This is a genomic window from Microcystis sp. M144S2, assembly GCF_020246065.1.
Lineage (GTDB): Bacteria > Cyanobacteriota > Cyanobacteriia > Cyanobacteriales > Microcystaceae > Microcystis > Microcystis ichthyoblabe_A.
The window spans coordinates 1-15447 of record NZ_JADBTR010000157.1 but is presented as its reverse complement, the minus strand read 5'-3'; the positions used below and the strand labels follow the sequence as shown (position 1 = coordinate 15447).

The window sequence follows — 15447 nt, the reverse complement described above, 5'->3', positions numbered from 1 at the left end:
GAAATGCTACGTTTACAAGGTTTTCCCGATGATTATCAAATTGTCGGCAGTTATCAAACTATGCGAAAATTAACGGGTAATAGTGTAGCGATTTCCTGCGTAGCTGCTGTGGTTAATTCTGTAATCGAGTCTTTGTTAGATGTTGAGCAAGCATTAACTAATACTAAATCCGTTGAGTATGGGCTACTTATGAGGACAGGCAAAAGGCACTCATGCAAAAGAGGGAATAGATAATCAGTTTTTAATAACTGGATTTAGTATCACAGAAAATTGCTGTAGATTTTACAATCTAAGACTTTAATTAGGGTTGGCTGAAAAAGTTAAATAGAACAGACAAAAAGCCTGTTCTATCCCTGAGTAAAAAAAACTTAAACCGTCATGATATCCTTTTCTTTTGTCGTTAATAAATCCTCGATTTTGGCGATAAATTTATCGGTGGATTTCTGCACTTGATCCTGTAAATCCCTGGATTCATCCTCAGAAATTTCGTGACTTTTCTCCTGTTTACGGATAGCATCGATCGCATCCCGGCGAATATTGCGGACAGCCACCTTTCCCTCTTCGGCCAATTTCGCCGCTAATTTGACCAATTCCTTGCGGCGATCGCTAGTGAGGGGAGGGATATTCAAACGAATGGTCTGACCGTCATTACTGGGGGTTAAACCCACGTCCGAGAGAGAAATCGCCTTTTCGATCGCCCCCATACTGGTACGATCGAAGGGTTGAATGGCGATCGTGGTTGCGTCGGGAGTGCTAATGGTCGCCAGGGACTTGAGGGGAGTTTCCATGCCATAATACTCCACCACGATCCGATCTAAAAGAGAAGCATTTGCCCGGCCAGTACGAATCGTATTAAAAGCTCTCTGGGTTGATTCGACGGTTTTCTGCATATGGTCTTGAACTTCAGCTAACTTCACAGAATCCTCCTACCAATGTTCCAACGGGTTCACCTTTGACAGCGCGAACAATATTACCTGCTACCGACAGATCGAAAACGACTATCGGGATATTATTTTCCTTGCACAGAGCGATCGCAGTTCCGTCCATCACCCGCAGATCATGGGTCAGCACATGACCGTAGGTGAGGCTTTGAAAGCGTCGCGCATTAGGATTGTGAGAGGGATCGGAATCATAAACCCCATCCACTTTCGTCGCTTTAAACACCACTTCCGCATCGATTTCGGCAGCGCGCAGGGCTGCCGTGGTATCGGTGGTAAAGAAAGGATTACCAGATCCCGCACCGAAAACCACCACCCGACCTTTTTCCAGATGACGGATGGCCCGCCGGCGGATGTAGGGTTCAGCTAATTCCTGCATAGCGATCGCCGTTAATACCCTAGTCGGCACTTGCGCTCGTTCTAGGGCATCCTGCAAGGTCATAGCGTTCATGACTGTTGCTATCATACCAATATAATCGGCCGTGGCCCGATCCATGCCAGCCGAGGCGGCTTTCACCCCCCGAAAAATATTGCCCCCACCGACCACGATCGCCAATTGGATGCCTTGATCAACCACTTCGGAGATTTCCTGGGCGATAGCGGAAACCACCATCGGGTCGATCCCATAGCCGAGATTGCCCATCAAAGCCTCCCCACTCAGTTTTAATAATACCCGCTTGTACGCCATGCCCTTACTACCACTCGCTAAAACAAGATCTAGATAATTTTTGTCTCCCCATAAGATAGCAGGTTTTGGCCTTGATTTAAGCTGACCAGTTCACTCTCCCCCAGGACCGACAAGTTAAGATTAATAAATCTTTTCGCTGGGAAATTAGTATTTAGTGATACCTTTGTTATTAAGGGAAGCTTAGTTTTATTGAGAATTAATAACCGTGGTCAGCGATCGATTACTATTGGTTAACAAAAGCAATCAAAGGGCCGCTAACATCGATACCTTTGATTGGGTCTATGGGTTTCAGGATGGAACCCGTCTGATGGGCAAGGTTTGCGGTTACTTAGACCCCGATAGTAATCGTCTTCTCGATCCCGGAAACTGCAGCGCTATCTACCAGAATGCCCAAGGACAAGTCCTTAGTCGTTGGCAAGCTGGAGATTTTATCGCTTTTGAACTAACCACCACCGGGGAAGATCTCCTGATCGTGGCTTCTAATGATAATTGTGTCAGTAATAGTCTCTGTTTGGTTTCGGGCATTAGTCGCAGCTGCGCCCAAGTTAGCGATGAAGGAAAATCCCTCGTCCGGGAGGTTTTTCAATACCCCGCTTGGTCTTTGCAGGGCGATAATACCACTTCTAAGCCGGCTTTCAGTTGGAATTGTTCCGTATCTCCCTTTTTCCCCTTTGTTTCCCTGCGTTTTAATCTTCAGTCCACCTGCAGCAAAAAATTCTATCGTTGGACGGTTTCTCCCTATTTTCCCTTTTGTCCCCTCTTAGAAGTGGGAGAATCCCTTGCCTAATTGGCTTTTTCACTACGATAGTTCTAGAAGATTTCAACACATCAGGAATGGTTAAAACCGTAAGCTATCCCGTGCTATATCAGACTTAGGATGGCGTTCTTTTCGAGATATGCTATCGGCTAAATCCGCTTAGTATGGCCGGGATTTTCGCTTAATTTCTCGATGGCAACCAACAAAGCCAAAAGTCTGACCGTTGCTGTGGACATAGGGTCCAAAAAGCCTTAAATGTCCCTAGAGATGTTAGAGCAGTTATCTTAATGGTGAGCTACGAAGTTTTCCTTTTGGGGAGTCAGGAGTCAGTATTCAGCAGTCAGCTTTTATTTAGGGCTTGCTGAATAAATCTAAAAACCTAGTTGGATAAGACTTTTAGACCTTTTGTCAATTAAAAAGTACCGGATATGGGAGTGATCGGGGGGGAAATTCAGGTACTTTTCCCCTGAAAATTAGGTAATTGGCCACCTCAACCGGTAAAACCCCACACCCCACACCCCACACCCCACAATGCCTTCGCCAGAATCCGCTCCGCTTCTATCACAACTGCAAAAAAAAGTCAACAGTTTAGATGTACCATTTTATGCGCCAGGGCATAAGCAGGGGGAAGGAATCGGGGAGGATTTAAGTAATTTACTGGGAAAAAGCGTCTTTAAAGCCGATTTACCCGAATTACCCGACCTTGATAATTTGTTTGCCCCGACGGGGGTGATTAAAGAAGCGCAAATTTTAGCAGCCGAGACATTTGGGGCAGATAAAAGCTGGTTTTTAGTCAATGGCTCCAGTTGTGGCATTATTGCGGCGATTTTAGCCACTTGCGGCGAGGGAGATAAAATTATTTTGGCGAGAAATATTCATAAATCGGCAATTTCGGGCTTAATTCTCTCTGGGGCGCAGCCTATCTTTATCAATCCCGAATATAATCCCACTATCGATCTAAATTTAAATATAACCCCCCAATCCCTCGAAAATGCCCTGAAACTTCATCCCGACGCCAAAGCGGTGATGGTAGTCTCTCCCACCTATCAAGGGGTTTGCTGTGACTTAGAAACTATCGCCCAGATTACCAATCATTATTCTATCCCGCTGCTCGTCGATGAGGCTCACGGGGCCCATTTTGCCTTTCATCCCGATTTACCTCCGGCTGCCCTGTCTCTCGGCGCCGATATGGCTATTCAGTCCACCCATAAGGTTTTAGGGGCCTTAACTCAAGCATCGATGTTACACTTAAAAGGCGATCGCATTAGTTCCGAAAAAGTCGATCGAGCCTTACAATTAGTTCAAACCACTAGCCCTAGTTATCTACTTCTCGCCTCCCTTGATAGTGCTAGAAAGCAAATGGCGACGCAAGGCCTAGATTTACTGAGCAAAACCCTCGATTTAGCCGCTACTGCCCGAAAAGAACTCGATAAAATTCCTAATATCTCTGTTTTAGACTTTCCCCATTCTATCCCGGGTTGTCACTGGTTCGATCGCACTCGTTTAACGGTAATCGTCAAAGATTTTGGCTTAACTGGTTACGAAATAGACGATATTTTGCGAGAAAAATACGCCGTCACCGCAGAATTACCGACTTTAAGCCAACTTACTTTTATTATCTCCATCGGCAATCATCGCGAACACATTAATCGCCTAATTACTGCTTTTCAATGCCTTAAATCCCCTTCCTCTACCAGTTTATCCCCCACTCCTCCTCCAGTCACGGGAAATTTGGCTATTTCTCCTAGAAAGGCTTTTTTTGCCCCTACAGAGATAGTATCCCGGAAAAATGCCCTCGATCGTCTTAGTGCTGATGTTATCTGTCCCTATCCCCCCGGTATTCCCGTTTTGATGCCGGGAGAGTTAATTTCTCAGGAAGTCCTCGACTATCTGCAAACTATTTTAGACCTCGGTGGCACGATTACCGGCGGTAGTGATGATAATTTGGCAACTTTCAGGGTTTTAAAATAATCGCAAAATTATCTGATATATTAACCGGAAAAAGGCGGTAATAGCAATTGCTCCGATGGCTGCCATCACGGCAATGATAGCAATTTCAGGAAAATTTAGGCTTCCTTGCAGTCGCGAAAGAAAGAAGATGAGGGTGAGGGTAATTGCTGCTAGAATCGGTAAATCTCTCCCTTCAATCACTTTTTTAAATAATGCCCAAACTAAGCCACCTAAGATCATAAAAGCGATGACAATTCCTACCGAGGGGACTAAACTATTTAAGGCAACTACTAATAATGTCCCCTCAAATCCTGTAAAGGCAGCATTAGCGAAAGTTTCCCCAAGAGAAAAGCGGGAAGGGTTTCTAATCACTGGAGAAGCTGGAGAAGATGGAGAAGGTGGAGAAGCTGGATTTAAAGCGGTTAAAACTTCTCCACAGGATTGAAATCGATCTCGCGGATTTGCTAGTAACATTTTATTGAATACTCTTGCTAAATCTGCACTGATGTTAGGGGCATAATTTTGCCAATTCCAGACCTTTTTTTGCGGATCGTATAGCTCATCAGGATCGCGATTAGTTAAGAGCATAACACAGGTAGCTGCTAGGGCATATAAATCCGTGGCTGCTGATACCTGATTGCCTAATTGTTGTTCGGGAGGGGCAAATCCGGCTGAGTAAATTGTTGTGGATTTCTCTGGTGTATTATTGGGATTATTGGTAGCCTGTTTTACTGCCCCAAAATCGAGTAAATAGAGGCGACCATTTTTGTCGCGCATGATGTTAGATGGTTTTATATCCCGGTGAATGGAACCATTTTCATGAATAAATTTGAGGATAAGAAGTAATTCTTCGAGAATGTTTTTGACTTCACTTTCTTGAAAGGGTTTTTGTTGCTGTTGGAGAATTTCTTCTAAGTTTTTACCGTCGATATATTCCTGGGCCAGATAGAAAAATTGCTCTTCTTCTCCCGTTAATTGATTCTTGACTTTTAAAGGGAAAAAAGCATAGAGATCAGGGATTTGGCGATGTTTTTTTCCTAAATCTTCTAAAACCCGCGCTTCTTGAAAAAATAAGTTTTTCGCTTTTTCTAAAGCTTGCGGACTTAAATTACCGGAAGGTTGAAATTGTTTGAGTACACATTTAGCTCTTGTGGGACTATAACGATCTACTGCTAAAAATGCCGCCCCAAATCCTCCTTTTCCCAATAGACGTTCCGGCAAATAACGTCCCCCTAAAATTAATGGCATCCCGCAAGCAGTACAATATTTCTGCTCGATCGAGGTTAAAAGATTGCTATCGTCTAGGTCTAGGCATTGATTACGCGGTTTCGGACAGTGTGGACGCGTGCAAATAACTTCCATAGTCACCGTTTCCCGTGGTACTGCTCTTAGTTTAGCTACTACCAGCAATTCGGGTTAAAATTTCTGTTCTTGAGAAAGATTTAAAAAGAGGGTTCGTAGGCTGACACGGATTCCCATTATAAGACAAGGTTAACAGAAATTTTGGAGTTTGTCAAGTCTTTGGCTGAAAAAAATCCAGCCAGATAAGGGCGATTATCGAAAAAATCGGGTCACGCATATCATTCAAGGCCAGGGTTCTGGCCAGGACTTGAGCGAAACGGTCTTGAACCATCCACTCCCGTGTCACCTCCTTTTGAGGCTCTTGAAAATATTGCTTTTTTTTCCCAAAGACAGTAAACTCAAATGTATTGTAAATGTATTTCAGATGAATTATGACTCTATATCTAGTAGAGGATGATCGACAAGAAAGGACAAAAGAAGAGGTGAGCGAGATATTGGAGCGCATTGCCACAGTCGCATCAAAATCCCAGGGAGAGTTAATCGAAGCCCTAATCGGTGAAACAGAGGGGCGGTTATTCCTGATTATCAAAGCGATTGATCGCGCCTCCCTCGAACAAGTACTAGAAAACGCTGGGCTAGGTTGGCAACTAATCAAGGAAATGCGCTTGATTGGGCAGGACTTAGCCACTGTGCGAGAGCGCAAAGACAAAGCCAACTATCTAGTACAGTGGAATTTACCCCCGGGGCTAACCATGGAAACTTACCTGCAACGAAAAGCGGAGAAAACCCCCCTTTATGCTCAAGTACCCGAAGTCAGTTTCGAGCGTACCTATGTTTGCGAAGACTTGAGTAAATGTCTCTGTTTCTACGATAGTCCCGATGAAGCGGCGGTAAAAAGAGCCAGAGAAGTGGTCGGCGCACCTATAGATAGTTTGACCTCGATTGAAAATATTCACCCCTAGGAGAAAACAATTATGCTCGATCGAGGCTCCGAAATCCTTTCTTTTCTGGAAGAAAGAGCCACTGACCTCAACAACGGTACAGCTAATCTCAACGTCGGTTCGGCCCTAACCAAGCTAGGAGAATCGGGCTGGTTCGGCTATGCTATACCTGAAAGCTTAGGAGGCCGGGGTGGCTCCTTATTACAGGCAGTAGAGGCGATCTCCGCTGTGTCCCAATGCTGCCTCACCACCGGTTTTGTTTTCTGGTGTCAGCGCGTCTTCATCCAATATCTGGCCGCCAGTAATAACACTTATCTACAAAACAAAATTCTACCGGCTGTTCTCAAGGGAGAGATAGCCGGAGCGACAGGACTCTCTAACGCGATGAAGTACCTCGGCGGGATCGAGGAGCTGCGTTTACAGGCAAAGATCGAGGGAGAAAACGTCACTGTTAATGGCTTCCTGCCCTGGGCCTCTAACCTCGACTCTAAGGGAGAATTCATAGTAGCCGTTGCCGCTCAAACTACATCGGGACAAACTCTTATCCTCGCCCTTCCCTCCTTCGCAGAGGGGTTAAAACGGGGTGAAGACCTACAATTATTGGGTTTACAAGCTTCCCGCACCAGTACCCTTGAATTCGATCGAGTTCAGTTATCTCACGACTGGATTATCAGCTTGGAAGCAGCAAAATTTTTACCCTCAGTCCGCCCCTGTTTCTTGCTGTTACAATGCGGACTGGCCCTTGGCATTACGCGTAAATCCCTTGGGGAGACAGAGAAAAGTTTAGGGGGAAAGGCAGCGGTAGCCAGCGATCGTTATTTCTTCGCCCGGGAGCGTCTGACTCGTCTAGAAAAGACAATCGAGCAATTCAGCACCCTAGAAAGCTTCGATCTCGGACGAACACGCCAACTATTCACCCTCAGAGTGGACATTACCCGGTTAGCGGTGGAATCCGTAGGGTTAGAAGCGGAAATTAAGGGAGGAAAAGGCTATTTCCGTAATAGCGACACGGCCCGACGGCTGCGCGAGGTCGCCTTTTTACCGGTGTTAACTCCGAGCCTGATTCAACTAGAAAGAGAATTACAACGTCAGTCCTCTAGCGATAAAATTCTCACTGGCGAACTCGAGCGAGCGGGGGTGAGGGAATGAGCGTCGCCACTGATTACCCCGTCCTCAGCCTAAAAAATCTCCACAAACGCTATAAAACCCGCCATGGCTACCGTACCGTTTTTGAGGATATTAACCTACAGGTGCGCTCCGGTGAGGTAGTTTGTTTGCTCGGAGCCAGTGGTTGCGGTAAATCTACCCTCCTTGCTACCGCCGCTGGTTTGCAAAGTGCCGATGGCGGAGAAATACAATTGCACTCACGACCCCTACAAGCCCCAGACATCCGCAGCTCGATCGTCTTTCAATCCCCCGCCCTTTTACCTTGGTTAACCGTTTGGCAAAACGTGGCTTTTGGTTTGAAATTAAAGCGGATGCCCCGCCTCGATCATCAGCAATTACGGGAAAGGGTTCACATCGCCGTTAAAAGCGTCAAACTAGATGGCTTCGAGCGTGCCTATCCTCATCAACTATCGGGCGGTATGGCTCAGAGAGTTTCTCTAGCCCGCGTCCTTGCCCGCCGCCCCTCTCTCCTGCTCCTGGATGAGCCGTTTAGCGCCCTCGACGCGATCACCCGTTTCGAGATGCAAAAACTCCTCCTAGAAGTCATAGCTCTCTATAACAGCACGGTTCTCCTCGTTACTCACGACATCGACGAGGCCCTATTAGTGGCCGATCGAGTTCTTCTCATGGGCCGTCATCCGGTGGGCATCCGCCGAGAATGGATTATCTCGATGCCGAAACCCCGTTTCGAGTCAGCCAAGCTTTTGAGTGATCTACGCCAGTCAATTTTTCAAGAATTAGCCCTTGTCATGACACTGTAAATCCATGAACCTACACGATAATTGTGCTTGTTGCGGCATGAGCCGTCGAGATTTCCTGAAACTTTCGGCACTGTTTACCAGTTCCTTCGGAGCAGCGATCGCCGCCGATAATTGGAATCTCCCCGTTCACGCCAATGCCAACGATCAGCCTGTGAAAATCGGTTATCTACCGATTACGGATGCCGCCCCCCTATTGGTGGCCCACTCCCGAAAACTTTATCAAGCGGAAGGTTTAACTACAGAACAACCGCGCCTATTCCGTTCTTGGGCGCAGATTGTTGAAGCCTTTCTCGCTCGGCAGGTGAACGTTATTCATGTTCTTTTTCCCACCTCGATCTGGATTCGTTACGGGCGCAATTTCCCCGCTAAAATCGTCGCGTGGAACCATACCAACGGTTCAGCCCTCACCGTCCTTCCCGATATTGAAAATCCCAGGGAATTGGGAGGCAAAACGATCGCGGTTCCTTTCTGGTATTCGATTCATAATTTGGTCTTGCAACAACTCTTACAACGTAACGGGCTGAAAATAGTTCGCAAACCCAAGGACGCGCCGATCGCTTCTAACGAGGTTAATCTAGTGGTTCTCCCGCCCCCGGATATGGTATCAGCCCTTGCCAATAAGAGCATCGGCGGTTATATCGTGGCTGAACCTTTCAACGCGGCGGCGGAAAATCTCAAAACCGGTAGGGTTCTCCGTTTCACCGGCGATGTCTGGAAGAATCACGCCTGTTGCGTCGTCTTTGTTCACGAGGAGGATATTAGGCAACGGAAACAATGGACGCAGAAGGTGGTAAACGCCCTCGTTAAAGCCCAACTCTGGTCCCGGAGCAATCGCTCGGAAGTGGCCCGGATTCTCTCTAAAGATGGTGGAAAATATACGCCTCACCCGCTGCCGGTATTGCAACGGGCGCTTACTTACTACGATCGCAATTTCTATAAAAAAGACGGGGCGATCGAGAATCCAGCTTGGCAGGTCAACCGGATCGATTTCCAGCCCTATCCTTTCCCTTCCTATACGGAGGAACTGGTACGCTTGCTCAAAACCACTCAGGTGGAAGGAAATACGGATTTTCTCCAAAAACTGCAACCCCGACAGGTGGCGCGGGATCTCGTGGATGACTCTTTTGTCCGTAATGCCTTGCAACAGGTGGGCGGACCGAAAGCTTTCGGCTTACCGAATAATCTCTCCCGCATCGAGACGATCAAATTTTAAAGGTCTGAACCTATGAAGTCACAATCTTTGACCTCCCCGCCAAGAGCTTTACTACCCTTATGGGGTATCGGTTTTGGATTATTGCTCTGGTGGCTATTTACCAGTCCTCTATGGCACTCAAACCCGATTTTAAATGATTTTTCCCCTGAGCGATCTTTTGTCGCTTTATTACGTCTTTTTGTTGGGGGGGAGATTATGCCCCATATCCTCACCAGTTGCCGCCGGGTTATTGTGGGCTTGGTTCTCGCTAGTGCCATCGGTGTGCCTTTGGGGGTATTAATCGGGTTGTATCGCTCCCTTGAATCGGCTTTGTCGGCTGTATTTCAATTTCTCCGCATGATCGCGCCCCTTTCTTGGATGCCTTTAGCGGTGATGGTTTTGGGCATTGGTGATCTACCCGTGTATTTTTTGCTGACGGTGGCGGCCATCTGGCCGATCCTTCTCAATACGGCTGCCGGGGTTAACGCGGTTGATCGCTCTTGGTTGACTTTAGCCCGCAGTCTCTGTGCTACCCGAGGGGAAACGGTTTTCCAGATTATTCTGCCTGCGATCCTCTCCCATCTCTTAACTGGTTTCCGTTTGGCTATAGGTATTATCTGGATCGTTCTTGTCCCGGCGGAAATGCTGGGGGTTAGTGCGGGTTTGGGTTATTATATTCTCGATACACGCGATCGACTCGCTTATTCAGAGTTGATGGCAGTGATTCTCGTTATTGGCGCGATTGGTTATCTGCTCGATTGGGGTTTGCGTCTGGCTCATCGCTCTTGGACGCATCAAGATTAGCCTATTGGTTCGACTATGTGGGAAGGGGGAAGTCTTGGCACTTTTCCTTAGTTAAAAGAGCGGGCCAGACGACTAACCCCAGTGTGTAATAACTGTTCCAAACTTTGGCGATCGCTGATAGCTTGAAGATTGATCACAAAACAGGTTAAACCTAGTCCAAAGAGGATAAAAGTGGGGGCCATAACCACACCAATCATCAACCAGGTGGCGACGTGGAGAAACATGGTGACAGCGAACAACAAAGCTAGGGAAGCAATGGGTAAGATTTGACGGGTAGGACGACCGAAATAGAGAAAAAGAACCGTTAAAAGGGTGGTTAATAAGTTAGCGGGTACTAAAAAGGCACAAATCGAGACGCAATAGTGGCGAGAAAATTCAGCGAGAGTATTAAAATCTATCATGAATAGTAGTTGACAATTCCCTGAGTCTTAGTACTCTCGATTGTAGCGAAAAATTTAGATGATCGGGATGAAGGCGGCTGAAGACGGATTAAGCTGTGGTCCAATAGATTTTGGAGAGGGAGCTAAAACGAGGATCGGGGTATAGATCCTCCGGTTATAATGAAATCTGGGAAAATGACACCGCCCTTCGGCTTCTCTCAGGGTCAACCCCATCCCGAAAACTCTTACCCCTTGCTAGGTATAATCGATCGCAGGAAGAATTTTATGAGTAAATTTGTCTTTGTCACCGGGGGAGTTGTCTCCAGTATTGGGAAAGGAATTGTCGCCGCTAGTTTGGGAAGATTGTTGAAAAGTCGCGATTATTCCGTCTCAATTCTGAAATTAGATCCCTATATCAACGTGGATCCGGGTACGATGAGTCCTTTTCAACACGGAGAGGTATTTGTCACCGATGATGGGGCCGAAACCGACCTCGACCTTGGCCACTACGAACGTTTTACCGATACGGAACTCTCCCGTCTCAATAGTGTGACTACCGGCTCGATTTATCAAGCGGTATTGAATAAAGAGCGCCGTGGTGCTTATATGGGGGGAACGGTGCAGGTAATCCCCCATATTACCAACGAAATCAAGGAAAGGATTCTCCGGGTGGCCAAGGATACCAACCCCGATATTGTCATCACAGAAATTGGTGGTACGGTGGGAGACATCGAATCTTTGCCTTTTTTAGAAGCAATTAGGCAATTTAGGAAGGATGTAGGTCGAAATAACGTGGTTTATATGCACGTTACCCTAATTCCTTGGATTCCGGCGGCCAAGGAGATGAAAACGAAACCGACGCAACACTCGGTCAAGGAATTAAGATCGATCGGCATTCAACCGGATGTGTTAGTCTGTCGTTGTCATCTACCCCTACAACCGGGATTAAAAGAAAAACTCTCAGCTTTCTGTGATGTGCCGGTGGAATCGGTGATTACTGCTCAGGATGCCAGCAGTATCTATGAAGTGCCTCTCAATCTGGAAAAAGAGGGATTAGCGCAACAAACCCTAGAATTATTCAACCTCAGTCCCCGATACCCCCATCTGGAGGAGTGGGAAAATCTCATCCGACAGATGCAATCCCCCAGTCAAAAATTAGAGATAGCTATCGTCGGTAAATATGTGCAGTTGGGGGATGCTTATCTCTCGGTGGTGGAGGCCCTCAAACACGCTGCTATTGCCCTTAATAGCGAGATAGAATTGCGTTGGGTAAGTGCCGAAGATGTGGATAATGATTCGGCCGAAGCTCATTTAAGCGGTGTTGACGGTATTGTTGTACCAGGTGGTTTTGGTATTAGGGGTGTGGATGGCAAAATTAAGGCGATCGAGTATGCTAGGGTCAATAATATTCCTTTTTTGGGTCTCTGTTTAGGGATGCAGTGTTCGATTATCGAATGGGGTCGCAATGTGGCCCGATTGGAAAGGGCCAATAGTTCCGAATTTGAAGAGGATACACCCAATCCAGTGATTAATTTACTGCCAGAACAGGCAGATGTGGTAGATTTAGGGGGAACAATGCGCTTAGGTCTCTATCCCTGTCGTTTAAATCCCGATAGTCTAGCTTTCTCTCTCTACGGTCAAGAGGTTATCTATGAGCGCCATCGTCACCGTTACGAGTTCAATAATGCCTATCGTAGTCTCTTTTTTGAGACTGGTTATCTGGTGAGTGGCACTTCTCCCGATGGTCGTTTGGTGGAAATTATCGAACTACCAAAACATCCTTTTTTTATTGCTACCCAGTTTCACCCCGAATTTCGCTCTCGTCCCAATAAAGCTCATCCTCTCTTTTCTGGTTTCATGAAAGCGGCCCTCAAGGGTAGAGAGGAAAAGTTCTCCCTTATTAGTCAGCATTCGGCTATTAGTTAAGGTTTGCTGGTTCTATTGGCTCAAAATCTGTTTTTTTGGGGGGAAACCCCCGAAAATTTCGCATCTTAACCCCAGTTTGACCTAAGGTTTCCCGAATTGACGTTGATAAACTACTTCTTCCTTGCCAGATTCCAGTTTAATATCGGAGCGAGGATAGGCCACACATAACAAAGCATAGCCCTCTTTTTGCAGGTCGGGGGATAATCCCATGCCCTCACCTTGTTCAACGCTACCCTGAGACAGTTGAGCGGCGCAGGTAGTACATACGCCCGCATTGCAAGAACTGGGTAAGTCAATCCCCGCATCGTAGGCCGCTTGTAGTATAGTTTGATCTTTCCTAACTTCGATCGTTTGTGTGGTTCCTAAATGAGAAATTTCTACTTTGTAGGTTGTGGTCATAGCTAATGAATGATGCTTTAAACGTCACCTATTTTATCATTCTAGATTGCGGGCTCTTCTGGTTTCTGTGTGGAAACGAGGTCTATACTGATAGTTTTTTCCACAAAATAGTCCTAAAAGTGTTGCCTAGTAAGCATTTCACGATTCCATAAGCAAAAATTATCACACAAAGTCGAGAAGAGCCGATTGCGGATGTAGGAGACAGGGGGAAATCTTTACCTAATCAGATTTTCACCGGTCGGCAGGCCAATTCAGACTTGAATTGGCGTAACACCCGCACGATCGGGAATTTTGCCTCGATTACCGGTTGCAATTGTCGCCAATCGACGTAAAAATAACCATCATTTTCTACGGGTAAAGCAGTAATTGCCTGTCGAAACTTACCACTACTTAAAATGGGGTTTTTCTGTGCAGATAAAGCTAAACCCATCGCTTCCACAGAACTAGCGATAATTATGAAATTATCGACCCTAGTATGCACTCCCGTCACGAGCGTCTCTAGTTGCGCTTTTCCTCCCGGGACCGCCGTGGTTAACTTTGTCCAAGCTGTCACCGTTCGATCGAGTAAAGGCAGATTAATCACATTATAGCCGCGACTGCGGGCTAACTCATCCAAATGAGAGATCGCACTGTCCACCTCTACCCCCATCACCCGTTCCCCTAGAAAAACACTATTGGGTTCCATCCCCTTTGAACTAGGCACGAGAGCGAGGCTATATTCGCCTCTAACCCAGCTAAAAACGTCTTCAGGCAAATTTAAACCTAAAGGCGATTGGAAGCGGGTTAAGACCTGTGTTATTAATTCCTGTAGGGGACTATCTGCTTCTAAACCCTCCTCTACCTGAGTCCAAAACCGATTTAAATCCCGACTAGCGGCGACTAAAAGGCTATTTTCGCCGATAAAAGATAATGCTCCCACGGGACTAGATAAAATTGGTGCTTGGTCATCCTGTCCTAAGACCCCAATTAAGGCCGAACGCGCACCCTTTTCAAATCCTATAGTAATCATAGCAATTACCGTCGGTTGGATTGACCCAAGGAAACCCCACAAAAAGCCATGAGAAGCGATCGCTCATTCAGACGGATTGAGGTGTTGGCTGTTGGGTTTCCCTTTCCCCTAAAATTGAGAGGTTTTCTTTAACCCATTGATTCGCTCAACCCAAGAAAAAGGACTAGACCGCGCCTAATTCCCGTAGGAGTTCCATAACCTTTTCATAGGCCGCCGCGTTTCCTTGCTGGCGGAACAGTTCGGCGGCTTGTCGGAAATCTCTGATCGCTTTTTCCCTTTCTTTTCGAGAGTAATAAAGAAGCCCCCGATTGTAGTAAGCCGTTGCGTTTCGGGGATTAATGTTGAGTGCCTGATTGAAATCGGACAGGGCGAGGTCGGATTTCCCCTGTACGGCGTAAAGAAGCCCCCGATTGTTGTAAGCCTTTGCGTATCGGGGATTAATGTTGAGCGCCTGATTGAAATCGGACAGGGCGAGGTCGGGTTTCCCCTGTTCGTGGTAAAGATTCCCGCGATTGAGGTAAGCCAGGGCGTATAGGGGATTAATGTTGAGCGCCTGATTGTAATCGAACAGGGCGAGGTCGGGTTTCCCCTGTTCTTTGTAAAGATTCCCCCGATTGAGATAAGCTTCGGCATCTCGGGGATTAATGTTAAGCGCCTGATTGAAATCGGACAGGGCGAGGTCGGATTTCCCCTGTTCGTAGTAAAGAAGCCCCCGATTGTTGTAAGCCTCGGCCAATCGGGGATTAATGTTGAGCGCCTGATTGAAATCGGACAGGGCGAGGTCGGGTTTCTCCTCTTGTTCGTAAAGAACCCCCCGATTGAGGTAAGCCTCGGCGTATCGGGGATTAATGTTGATCGCTTTGGTGAATTCAGCGAGGGCGAGATCGTATTTTTCCTGTTGGATGTAGCCAACTCCCCGGTTATAGTGGCCGATCGCGTCTTGATTGTTCCCTTGAGCGATCCGGGTTTCGGCTGGTTGTCGGCTCTCTAGCGCCATGAGGGGGCGAACAGTCGCGAGGGTGGAAAGGCTGATTAGGCTGACGGTGGTAAGAAGGGCAAAGGATTTCATGGCTAGTTCCTCGGTGGGGATGGTTTTAAATTCTACTTAGGGTTGGCTGAATATCGGTGTAAATCCTGCTAAAAAAGGTTTTTGGGCTAAAAAAGCCTAAAAATATTATCCAACAAGGTTTTTAGATTTATTCAGCAACCCCTACTTAATTCATAGGCTGCTTT

The 15447-nt window shown here is 46.8% G+C and carries 15 protein-coding genes and 2 pseudogenes; 10 read left to right on the top strand and 7 right to left on the bottom strand.

The features are described from left to right. The coding region (locus IM462_RS18145) for a DNA cytosine methyltransferase (RefSeq protein ID WP_287704382.1) at positions 1 to 234 on the top strand (234 nt) is incomplete at its 5' end. Between the two features lie 134 nt (positions 235 to 368). On the opposite strand, the gene frr is transcribed toward IM462_RS18145, so the two are convergent. Further along, positions 369 to 890: a ribosome recycling factor gene (gene frr / locus IM462_RS18140; protein WP_002746738.1), complete on the bottom strand. Its 522-nt coding sequence runs from the start codon at positions 888 to 890 to the stop codon at positions 369 to 371. A gap of 13 nt (positions 891 to 903) precedes the next feature. Beyond that, entirely contained in the window at positions 904 to 1626 is a 723-nt protein-coding gene (gene pyrH / locus IM462_RS18135) for a UMP kinase (protein WP_002732255.1), read from the bottom strand. 205 nt (positions 1627 to 1831) lie between these two features. On the opposite strand from pyrH, the gene IM462_RS18130 reads away from it, so the two are divergent. The 3 genes and pseudogenes from IM462_RS18130 to IM462_RS18120 all read left to right on the top strand — a co-directional run bounded on the left by IM462_RS18130 (position 1832) and on the right by IM462_RS18120 (position 4354). Continuing rightward, positions 1832 to 2413, top strand: a complete 582-nt coding sequence (locus IM462_RS18130; RefSeq protein ID WP_287704380.1) for a hypothetical protein — start codon at positions 1832 to 1834, stop codon at positions 2411 to 2413. 14 nt (positions 2414 to 2427) lie between these two features. After that, positions 2428 to 2643: pseudogene (locus tag IM462_RS21295) on the top strand (zinc ribbon domain-containing protein); the annotation flags it as partial. A 271-nt stretch (positions 2644 to 2914) separates the two neighbouring features. After that, entirely contained in the window at positions 2915 to 4354 is a 1440-nt protein-coding gene (locus IM462_RS18120) for an aminotransferase class I/II-fold pyridoxal phosphate-dependent enzyme (RefSeq protein ID WP_287704378.1), read from the top strand. Here IM462_RS18120 and IM462_RS18115 read toward each other — a convergent pair. Then, complete coding sequence (locus IM462_RS18115) at positions 4346 to 5695, bottom strand: serine/threonine-protein kinase (RefSeq protein ID WP_287704376.1); 1350 nt, start codon at positions 5693 to 5695, stop codon at positions 4346 to 4348. The two genes, IM462_RS18120 and IM462_RS18115, sit on opposite strands and share 9 nt — an antisense overlap. Positions 5696 to 6066: 371 nt before the next feature. Here IM462_RS18115 and IM462_RS18110 point away from each other — a divergent pair, with 371 nt between their 5' ends. The 5 genes from IM462_RS18110 to IM462_RS18090 are packed head-to-tail and all read left to right on the top strand — an operon-like array spanning position 6067 to position 10500. Then, positions 6067 to 6597, top strand: coding sequence for a DUF4242 domain-containing protein (locus IM462_RS18110; RefSeq protein WP_287704374.1), 531 nt, complete (start codon positions 6067 to 6069; stop codon positions 6595 to 6597). A 12-nt stretch (positions 6598 to 6609) separates the two neighbouring features. Further along, on the top strand, positions 6610 to 7725 hold the full coding sequence (locus IM462_RS18105; protein WP_287704372.1) for an acyl-CoA dehydrogenase family protein: 1116 nt from the start codon (positions 6610 to 6612) through the stop codon (positions 7723 to 7725). Then, complete coding sequence (locus IM462_RS18100; RefSeq protein WP_287704371.1) at positions 7722 to 8504, top strand: ABC transporter ATP-binding protein; 783 nt, start codon at positions 7722 to 7724, stop codon at positions 8502 to 8504. Before IM462_RS18105 ends, IM462_RS18100 begins: the two co-directional genes overlap by 4 nt. Positions 8505 to 8508: 4 nt before the next feature. Then, the gene (locus tag IM462_RS18095) at positions 8509 to 9717 is read left to right on the top strand and encodes an ABC transporter substrate-binding protein (protein ID WP_287704369.1); all 1209 of its coding nucleotides are present in this window, start codon (positions 8509 to 8511) and stop codon (positions 9715 to 9717) included. Positions 9718 to 9729: 12 nt separating this feature from the next. After that, entirely contained in the window at positions 9730 to 10500 is a 771-nt protein-coding gene (locus tag IM462_RS18090; RefSeq protein WP_287704367.1) for an ABC transporter permease, read from the top strand. Positions 10501 to 10547: 47 nt separating this feature from the next. Here the strand turns inward: IM462_RS18090 and IM462_RS18085 are convergent, their stop codons facing one another. Continuing rightward, positions 10548 to 10901: a hypothetical protein gene (locus tag IM462_RS18085; RefSeq protein ID WP_287704365.1), complete on the bottom strand. Its 354-nt coding sequence runs from the start codon at positions 10899 to 10901 to the stop codon at positions 10548 to 10550. 264 nt (positions 10902 to 11165) lie between these two features. On the opposite strand from IM462_RS18085, the gene pyrG reads away from it, so the two are divergent. Further along, entirely contained in the window at positions 11166 to 12806 is a 1641-nt protein-coding gene (gene pyrG, locus IM462_RS18080) for a CTP synthase (RefSeq protein WP_287704363.1), read from the top strand. A gap of 81 nt (positions 12807 to 12887) precedes the next feature. On the opposite strand, the gene IM462_RS18075 is transcribed toward pyrG, so the two are convergent. The 3 genes and pseudogenes from IM462_RS18075 to IM462_RS18065 all read right to left on the bottom strand — a co-directional run bounded on the left by IM462_RS18075 (position 12888) and on the right by IM462_RS18065 (position 15283). Continuing rightward, complete coding sequence (locus IM462_RS18075) at positions 12888 to 13205, bottom strand: 2Fe-2S iron-sulfur cluster-binding protein (protein WP_008203355.1); 318 nt, start codon at positions 13203 to 13205, stop codon at positions 12888 to 12890. Between the two features lie 232 nt (positions 13206 to 13437). Then, positions 13438 to 14187 (bottom strand): annotated as a pseudogene (locus IM462_RS18070) (DUF3352 domain-containing protein); the annotation flags it as partial. A 190-nt stretch (positions 14188 to 14377) separates the two neighbouring features. After that, positions 14378 to 15283, bottom strand: coding sequence for a tetratricopeptide repeat protein (locus IM462_RS18065; protein ID WP_287715452.1), 906 nt, complete (start codon positions 15281 to 15283; stop codon positions 14378 to 14380). Positions 15284 to 15447 lie beyond the last annotated feature (164 nt).

Coding starts and splice junctions, on each gene's coding strand:
- frr (WP_002746738.1), bottom strand. CDS start 890: ATGCAGAAAACCGTCGAATCAACCCAGAGAGCTTTTAATACGATTCGT.
- pyrH (WP_002732255.1), bottom strand. CDS start 1,626: ATGGCGTACAAGCGGGTATTATTAAAACTGAGTGGGGAGGCTTTGATG.
- IM462_RS18120 (WP_287704378.1), top strand. CDS start 2,915: ATGCCTTCGCCAGAATCCGCTCCGCTTCTATCACAACTGCAAAAAAAA.
- IM462_RS18115 (WP_287704376.1), bottom strand. CDS start 5,695: ATGGAAGTTATTTGCACGCGTCCACACTGTCCGAAACCGCGTAATCAA.
- IM462_RS18110 (WP_287704374.1), top strand. CDS start 6,067: ATGACTCTATATCTAGTAGAGGATGATCGACAAGAAAGGACAAAAGAA.
- IM462_RS18105 (WP_287704372.1), top strand. CDS start 6,610: ATGCTCGATCGAGGCTCCGAAATCCTTTCTTTTCTGGAAGAAAGAGCC.
- IM462_RS18100 (WP_287704371.1), top strand. CDS start 7,722: ATGAGCGTCGCCACTGATTACCCCGTCCTCAGCCTAAAAAATCTCCAC.
- IM462_RS18095 (WP_287704369.1), top strand. CDS start 8,509: ATGAACCTACACGATAATTGTGCTTGTTGCGGCATGAGCCGTCGAGAT.
- IM462_RS18090 (WP_287704367.1), top strand. CDS start 9,730: ATGAAGTCACAATCTTTGACCTCCCCGCCAAGAGCTTTACTACCCTTA.
- IM462_RS18085 (WP_287704365.1), bottom strand. CDS start 10,901: ATGATAGATTTTAATACTCTCGCTGAATTTTCTCGCCACTATTGCGTC.
- pyrG (WP_287704363.1), top strand. CDS start 11,166: ATGAGTAAATTTGTCTTTGTCACCGGGGGAGTTGTCTCCAGTATTGGG.
- IM462_RS18075 (WP_008203355.1), bottom strand. CDS start 13,205: ATGACCACAACCTACAAAGTAGAAATTTCTCATTTAGGAACCACACAA.
- IM462_RS18065 (WP_287715452.1), bottom strand. CDS start 15,283: ATGAAATCCTTTGCCCTTCTTACCACCGTCAGCCTAATCAGCCTTTCC.